This is a genomic window from Thioalkalivibrio sp. ALE12 (assembly GCF_000381105.1).
Taxonomy (GTDB): Bacteria; Pseudomonadota; Gammaproteobacteria; order Ectothiorhodospirales; family Ectothiorhodospiraceae; genus Thioalkalivibrio.
Genome location: NZ_KB905926.1, coordinates 1 through 7,056 on the forward strand (window position 1 = coordinate 1; position 7,056 = coordinate 7,056).

Consider the following 7,056-nt stretch of genomic DNA (forward strand, 5'->3'; position numbering starts at 1 on the left):
CCCTCCTTGAGGGGTTCCGGTGGTCGCTAACCAACCCGAATACCATGGCCGCTCACCTCCTGCCAGCTTCTGCACATAACTCAGCACACTACTCGAGCGGATCCCATCGCAAGCCCGAGCGGGAGTGCGGCGTCGAACGTCGGTGGTAAGGGGTTTGGCGTCCGGCCGTCCGGGGGTGGAGAAACGCGGTGCGCTCGTGACACTCGCAGCGGCGGGTGGGGTTCTCAGAGGTACTTCTTGAAGCTCGAAGCGGTAATGGCGATGGTGATCGCATTGAGTAGGGCAAACGGGAGAATGACCCAGTTCGGGTGGACCGAAAACGGCAGCGCGAGGTAGACCACCCAGGCCATGGCGATCGAGGGCGCCATCAGGCGTTTCGCGTGGTGATAGACGAACGACGATTCGCGGCCGCCCCCCCAGCGGCGCAGATCGCGCTGCACGAGCCCATCGACCATGGCCACCATGGCGAACAGGACGAACACCGGCATGGCGAGGGTCAGCACCCCCAGGCGGAGGGCGAAGACCTGCGTGATCGCCATGCCGGCCAGGACATAGGGCTCGATGGACTGATAGCCGTTGCGCAGGGAGTGCACCATCCGGCCATCCTCGGGGTGCGCGGGAATCGACAGCCACTCCACGAGCGAGTGGATCCCCGTGTACTCAAACAGGAAGCGATAGGACACCTCCGCGAAGCTGCGCGCGTAGCTCCCTGGATCCGCGGTCAGCATGGACTGACGAAAGTCCTCGTTGAGGTAGCCGATCTCGCGTTCGAGCATCTGCTGGCTGTGCTGGATGCCTTCGTCCGGCCAGATCCAGGTCATGCCGACCCATTCCGCTACCAGGGAGAACAGCAACGCCGCGAGCAGCCACAGGACGAGCTGGCCCGCGAGGTTCAGCGTTCGTCCGATCAGCCCCGGCTCGCGCTGCTGAGCGGGGTGACTCGATGTCTGTCGGCGCGCGCTCGCCATCAGGCGGATTCCTGTGGGGTGATCGGCATGGCGGTGTCCTGCCACCAGTGCTCGGCGGTGGTGTAATCGCGCTGCATGCGCTCGGCGATGTCGGCGAGCGATCCGGGCATCACCGGATCCGCTTTACTGTCCGGGAGCGGCATACGGATCTTCCAGAGCTGCCCCCCCTCGATCAGGGCGAACGCCTGACCCTTGGGCAGGGTGACGATGTCGGACGGCGTGAGCAGCGGGGCCTCGGTTACCGTGATGCGGTCTTCGTTGCGGCTGGAGAAGTGCTGATCCGATTCGGGATCAGCCGAATCGTTGGTGCCGGACACCTGCATGAGCGTGTTGATCTCGACCTGCGGAAGTTGCTCGGTGAGCATTTCGGCCGTCTCGTACTCCTTCACCCGCAGCATGACCAGCGTGTTGAAGTTACCGGCCACCTGGCCGGCCTTGGGCTTGGATCCGATCCGGGCCTCGACGTCGGACCAGGTCTGCGTATAGGCCGTGACCTGGAACCCCGCTCCACCGGCCTTGTTCAGCAGGGGGATGAACTCGTCGCCGATCAGCTCGTTGAACTCGTCGGCATGCACGTTGACGGTCGGTAGCCCCGACCGACCACCATCCGGTAACCCGTCGTCCTGCCCATGCTTGTACAGCTGACCCGCGACGGAGCAGAGATCCGCGAACATCGAGTTGCCCACGGCCGCCGCCACGTCCGCATCCGAGAGCGCGTCGAGGCCCACGTAGACGATGCCGCCGGTGCGGATGATCTCCCGCCAGGAGAAGATCGGGCGCGGATCGTCGGTGTCGAGGTAGTCGGGGGCGATCAGCTCCGCCGTCTTGCCGGTGGTCAGCTTTTCCATCAGGGGGAGCAGCGAGGCCACGATCTTGTCGAAGTAGGTCTTGTCGTACTCGAACGCGCTGCGCAGGCCATCGGCCACCGGGTCGAACAGTCCCTGCTCCTTGGCGTAGAGCATCAGGGCAACGGCTCGCCGGTCCCGGCCCTGCAGGTTGCGCGGTAGGTGGCGTTCATTGGTGTTGGCCTCGCGCCGCTCCACTTCCTCTTTCCAGCCTTCGGGGGCCACGCCGGGGAGCCAGTGCTCGTAGTACTCGATCAGCAGCGGCTCGATGTAGGTGATGTGCCGGAGGATCTGTTGGTAATCCGGACGTCGGCCCAGCGCCACGATCGCCTGAGAAACGATGTTCACGAACCGCCACGCGAACTCCTTGAAGGCGGCGCTGTTGCCTTCGCTCGGGAGCTGGTTCGAGACACGGGTGGCGACCTCGGTGATCCGACTGAACGACCCGACGGCGTTGTAGCGAGCGGAGTGGTCCGGGTAACCGAGGTGAAACATATAGAACTGGTCTTCGCGCCCCGCGCGGCGGGCCTCGGCATACATGCGCTTGAGCAGCTCGGCATCCCCCTTGGGGTCAATGACGATGGTGACGTCGCCGCGTCGGATGTCCTGAGTGATCAGGACTTCGGCCAGCCGCGTCTTGCCCACTCGGGTCGTACCCAGGACGAGGGTGTGCCCCACGCGCTCACCGAGATCCGTCCAGGCATCTTCCTCGTCCGGCTCAACGGCGTGCAGCGCGGGTTTCCCACCCACGGGAGGCAGAGGGGCCAGGGGGTTCCACCAGGATCGCTTCCCGAGTGCGCGCGCAATGCCGCGCAGCCCGGGCGTGGACTCCCACTGGACCTCCTTGCGGCGGGCCCAGCGGTACAGGGGGCCGGGATCCACGTAATGCTGGACCTCCGGCCGGATCGTGTCCCGCAGGCGCTGCGTGTGCTTCTGCGTCCAGCGAAACCCCCGTCCGAGGTAGAGCTTCCGGCGCGAGACGGGGATCTGTTTCGCGCTCATGGAGAACTCGGGCAGCTGTCGGAGGTGGCGGTGATACCGGACGATTCGCCACCCCTGCCGCGCTCGGTGTACGGCCAGGGCCCCGAGCATTGCCGCCGCGACCCAGGCGATCGAGGGGGTCATCATCAGGGCCCAGGGCGCGGCGACCGCGATGACGGCGGCGGCGCCGGCCACAAAGGCGGAGTAGAACTCGACCGGCGGCCGTAGCAGGGCCTCGACGGGCAGCTGGCTCACTGTTCGATTCCCTCGCGCGAGATCAGGACCGGGTAGACGTCGAGCTGCAACCGCTCGGCGAGATCATCGCCGTGCGAGAGTTGGACCGGGATCCCGTGCGCGGTGTCGCGCACCCGTTCGAGGTCCTCGGGGGTGTCCGCCTGAACGAGCATGCACACGGCCCCCGCCTGCATGAGCGCGACCCGGTGGTGTTCCAGCCAGGCGAGCGATTGCGAGTCCGATCCCACCAGGCAGAGCGGGCGCGGCATATTTCGGAGTGTCTCGCGCACATGCGCCGGCGGCTGCCCCTGCAGCGGTGCCACGCGCAAGCGGGACGGCTCGATGGGCAGCATGCGCTCGGCCGCGTCGTTCAACGGGGGGAGCGCGGCCGTATTGCGAGGTGTCGGCTCCTCGGCGCCCTCCAGCCGCTCCAGGTACGGGCCTGCCGGTTGGCCTTCGCCGGTATCGAGGATCACCTCCAGGGCCTGCGCAGAGGCAGAGACGAAGAGAAGGGGCAGCAGGGCGGCCATAAGGGGTTTCGGAATCACGGCAGAGCCTCCAGATGGTGTTGGACGCGGGCTCGGTGGCGGGCGGCGTTGGTGGTGTTCGAGGGCGCGTGATAGAGGCCGCTGGCTTCCAGCCAGTGGCCACTGCGTTCGTACTGCTCGCGCAGGATGGCGGCACCGATGCGGAGGTTGCGATAGGGGTCGAGGGCCCGCGCCGGGTCCTGAAGGCGCTCCTCGTGCCAGTGCCAGTTGACCTGCATGAGCCCTATATCGATGTTCCGCTTCCCGGCCGCGAGGTGGCTTTCCAGCGCGTCCAGCGCCTCCTGGTACGTTCGGTATCGCTCCGGCCGCCCACCTACGTTGAGGGTCCAGGGCCACGGCCGCGCCGCACCCGTGGACAGCCGTGCGCCGGACTCGGCGGCGGCGAGGGCGTACAGGACATCGGCCGGAACACCCTCGGCCTGAGCGACACGGTGATAGCCTTCAGGAACGCCCGCTGCCGCCTGGGTCGCGAGCGTTAGGGCAAGACCGGCTGCCAGCGCTGCCCGGATTGCCGCAACAGCGAGGGCGTGTCGTGATCGGCCAGCGTGCCGTCGTCGTGATTGAGGGTGATACGACCGGCTCGCACCAGATCGATCGGGACCGCGTTCTCCGCCGCCCATCGGCGCACCTCCTGATCCGCATCGGTATCCGTCAGAAAGACGTCCAGCCGCCATTGGGCCCCGTCCTGCAAGCGCTCCACGGCGCGTTCCAGGATGTCCCCGCAGCGGTTGCAGTCGCGGGCGGCGACCAGGACCACGCGATCATCCGCACGGAGGTCATCCAGGGTGGGCGTACTCGGCTCACTCATGCGGGGCGTGGCACCCGTCGCGGAGCCGGACCGGTCACGCGGCTCGATCAGCACCCTGTCCGGGTAGAGGCGATCCCACGCGGCATCGTAGGCATGCTGGAAGGCCAGTTCTCCGGTGACGCGATCCCGCTCCTGCTCCACGGCCAGCTCGGCGTAGTACCGACGTTCGCGCTCGGTCTCTGCATGAATCCCCAGGACCCATATCGGGTCCAGATCCGGCGACCAGAGCCCCCGTGGACCCTCCATGATGGCGTCGTAGCGTTCCCACTCGGCGTCGGAGAGATCCCAATGCTGTGTCCGGGCCGGCGCCGTTTCGACGCCTTCGGACGCCCGGGCCTCGGCGCGGGTCGCGTCGGACTCGACCGAACTGGCCTGCACGGCACCGGACAGTCCGGCCGTGACCAGCAACGCGATCACGGAGTAGCGAGGCCGGGTCATGGGTACCCCCGCATGCAGGGGCGCCCATCAATGAAATAGACCCGCTGTTCCCATTTGGACGAAAGATCGGCTTCGACCCGGGTCCGCTCGGCGACCTGGTCAAGGCAGGTCGGCGGTGGCTCGGGAATCGCGACGGGCTCGACGGGGGGCGGCTCGGGTGCCACCTCGGGTTCCGGATCGTGCGTGGCCGCGATGACGCCGACCCCAATCAACAGCAAAACGACAGCTCCACCCATGATGATCTCCTGCTCCTACTCGTCGTGGATGGCGAGGGCGTGCATGAACCCGCGTGGGTGCCGAAGGACCGCGACGCCGGCATCCGGATCGAGGCTTTCCAGCGTCCATTGCCCGTAGCGTCCACCCACGCGGATCCGTTCGCGGCCATTCGCGCCTTCCAGGATGGCGAAGTGGCGAGTCCCCCAGTGTTCGATACCCGTCAGGGTGGCGTTCGGTTCGGGGGGTTCGGGTGCTTCCTCCAGACGGGCGACGCGCCGCTGCGTGGCGCTCAGATCGCCCCTCAGCGCCTCGATGGGCTCCAGGGTCTCCGAGGACTCCACCTCGGCACGGAGATCCATCAGTTCACCCTGCAGAGCTTCCAGTCGGTCGGTCACGGCCTGATCGGGGCCCTGGTTGTCGATCGCAGACTCCAGCCCGTCGAGCTTGTCGCGGAAGTCGCGTTGCTCGGAGCGCAGCTCACGCAGCTCCTCGTCCTGACTGGCGACCCGCGCCTCCAGGGAGGCGAGCAGCATTTCCTGTTCGTTGAAGTCCGCTCCATCTGCCTCCGCGACCGGTTCGGCCGGCACGGGCTCGGGTTCCTCGGTTTCGGCCCCTCCGCCGCCGATGAACATCAGGAGCAACCCCGTTACGACGGCGAGGCCGACGACCGGCCCCGCGATCTTGAGCCAGCGCGGGATGGGCTGAGGCGCTGGACGATTGTCCGAGTTCTCGTTCGTGCTCATTGATCACCTCGCAGAATCGACCGGGCGCGGGACGGGGCATACCGGGCGGCCACCTCGTCGCTGGGGATCTCCAGTTCGGCGCCGGTGCGGAGCTGATTCGGGTTCGGCGCATTGGCCGGGAAGAACGCGTGCGGGTTGGCCTCGAACAGCGCGGCGGCCATGCGCGTCGGCTGCTCCGGCGAAATCGCCTCGGCGATGGAACCGAGGGTCTCGCCGCGCTGAACCGGACCATACAGGCGGGCTGTTGGGGGCTGTGGCGCGAGCACGTCGCGCACGGTGTCGGCTTTGATCGCGTGACCTCGCGCCCGTGCGGACTCGGCATAAGGCGCACGCGGCTCGTAGGAGATTTCCCGCATGGCGGGATCGACGACCAGGCGCCAGGTGGGGCCGGCGAGGGTGGTCAGCGCATTCTCAAGGCTCAGGGGCCCCAGCTCTCGATGCACCTCGGGAAGCGGTCGGGTCAGGAGCACCCGCATGGCCGGGTCCGCCTTGGCCGGGTCCTCCAGTCGATACCCGCTGTGTGTCAGGAGGTAGGTGAGCGCGGAGCCGACGTGCCGGACGTCCGACGGGAAATCCATCTGGACCGTGACCTGCAGGGGCTGCACCTGCTCGGGCGCGGGCGCATCGGTAGCGGTGAGGTATCGACCCACCTGAATGTCACTGGCCGCAGCGGTTCCCCAGGAGGTGAACGCCAGCGCCACAAGGAGTGCGGGTAACCGTGTTCGCATGTCTTGCCTCGCCTGCTTGGAATAAAGACCCGCGCCAACGAAGGCGCGGGCACCAGCCCTAAGGGGTATGGGCTGCCCGCCGCCAAGGCAGCGGACGTCGCCAATTCTCCGGGTCCCGCGTGTGGCGACTACGAAAAATCCTGAAGCGAGCGCGAAGGGTTTTTGAGTTATCCACAAAAACTGGGGATAACTGAATGGGAAAGAGAGGGAAGAAAGCGAGGGAACAAGGACTTGCCAGGCGTGGGCAAAACGTAACCAGCCACCCCGGTTGGGTCGGGGGTGGCTGATCCGCGAGTTGACTTCGATTGAGGTGCTTCAGGACCGGGCGCGTCGATTGTGCGATGGCCCGGTCGAGTAGGAGTCGTCCCCGGGGCGGAGCGATCTCACCCTCCTGCAAGTAGCGAGTCGTATTCCGGCGATCCATGGTTTTGGGGGGATGGATCTATCTCGAATGGCGCGGCAGTACCGCACAAAGGGACCCACGCTGCATCTGGCGGTGGGCGGCCAGTGATTTGAATCACGGAGACCAGGGTCTCCCCACGGCGGG

The 7,056-nt window shown here is 66.8% G+C and carries 8 protein-coding genes; all 8 read right to left on the reverse strand.

The features are described from left to right. Positions 1-224: 224 nt before the first annotated feature. The 8 genes from F614_RS0113755 to F614_RS0113790 are packed head-to-tail and all read right to left on the reverse strand — an operon-like array spanning position 225 to position 6,482. Positions 225-968 (reverse strand): TIGR03747 family integrating conjugative element membrane protein, encoded by a 744-nt coding sequence (locus tag F614_RS0113755; RefSeq protein WP_019559111.1) that lies wholly within the window; start codon positions 966-968, stop codon positions 225-227. Then, positions 968-3,049: a type IV conjugative transfer system coupling protein TraD gene (traD, locus tag F614_RS0113760; protein ID WP_019559112.1), complete on the reverse strand. Its 2,082-nt coding sequence runs from the start codon at positions 3,047-3,049 to the stop codon at positions 968-970. Before traD ends, F614_RS0113755 begins: the two co-directional genes overlap by 1 nt. Next, complete coding sequence (locus F614_RS0113765; protein ID WP_017926579.1) at positions 3,046-3,558, reverse strand: PFL_4695 family integrating conjugative element protein; 513 nt, start codon at positions 3,556-3,558, stop codon at positions 3,046-3,048. The genes traD and F614_RS0113765 overlap by 4 nt, the downstream gene beginning before the upstream one ends. Positions 3,559-3,572: 14 nt before the next feature. Beyond that, positions 3,573-4,085 (reverse strand): transglycosylase SLT domain-containing protein, encoded by a 513-nt coding sequence (locus tag F614_RS14710; protein ID WP_081601313.1) that lies wholly within the window; start codon positions 4,083-4,085, stop codon positions 3,573-3,575. Beyond that, complete coding sequence (locus tag F614_RS0113775; protein WP_017941442.1) at positions 4,052-4,822, reverse strand: TIGR03759 family integrating conjugative element protein; 771 nt, start codon at positions 4,820-4,822, stop codon at positions 4,052-4,054. Before F614_RS0113775 ends, F614_RS14710 begins: the two co-directional genes overlap by 34 nt. Further along, positions 4,819-5,058 (reverse strand): hypothetical protein, encoded by a 240-nt coding sequence (locus F614_RS0113780; protein WP_017941443.1) that lies wholly within the window; start codon positions 5,056-5,058, stop codon positions 4,819-4,821. Before F614_RS0113780 ends, F614_RS0113775 begins: the two co-directional genes overlap by 4 nt. A 15-nt stretch (positions 5,059-5,073) precedes the next feature. Then, the gene (locus tag F614_RS0113785) at positions 5,074-5,781 is read right to left on the reverse strand and encodes a hypothetical protein (RefSeq protein WP_019559113.1); all 708 of its coding nucleotides are present in this window, start codon (positions 5,779-5,781) and stop codon (positions 5,074-5,076) included. Then, positions 5,778-6,482, reverse strand: a complete 705-nt coding sequence (locus F614_RS0113790; RefSeq protein ID WP_017926584.1) for a hypothetical protein — start codon at positions 6,480-6,482, stop codon at positions 5,778-5,780. Before F614_RS0113790 ends, F614_RS0113785 begins: the two co-directional genes overlap by 4 nt. Between the last annotated feature and the right edge of the window lie 574 nt (positions 6,483-7,056).

Excerpts from the sequence above, each read along its gene's own strand:
- F614_RS0113755 (WP_019559111.1), bottom strand. The coding sequence starts at position 968 with ATGGCGAGCGCGCGCCGACAGACATCGAGTCACCCCGCTCAGCAGCGC.
- F614_RS0113765 (WP_017926579.1), bottom strand. The coding sequence starts at position 3,558 with ATGGCCGCCCTGCTGCCCCTTCTCTTCGTCTCTGCCTCTGCGCAGGCC.
- F614_RS0113775 (WP_017941442.1), bottom strand. The coding sequence starts at position 4,822 with ATGACCCGGCCTCGCTACTCCGTGATCGCGTTGCTGGTCACGGCCGGA.
- F614_RS0113780 (WP_017941443.1), bottom strand. The coding sequence starts at position 5,058 with ATGGGTGGAGCTGTCGTTTTGCTGTTGATTGGGGTCGGCGTCATCGCG.
- F614_RS0113785 (WP_019559113.1), bottom strand. The coding sequence starts at position 5,781 with ATGAGCACGAACGAGAACTCGGACAATCGTCCAGCGCCTCAGCCCATC.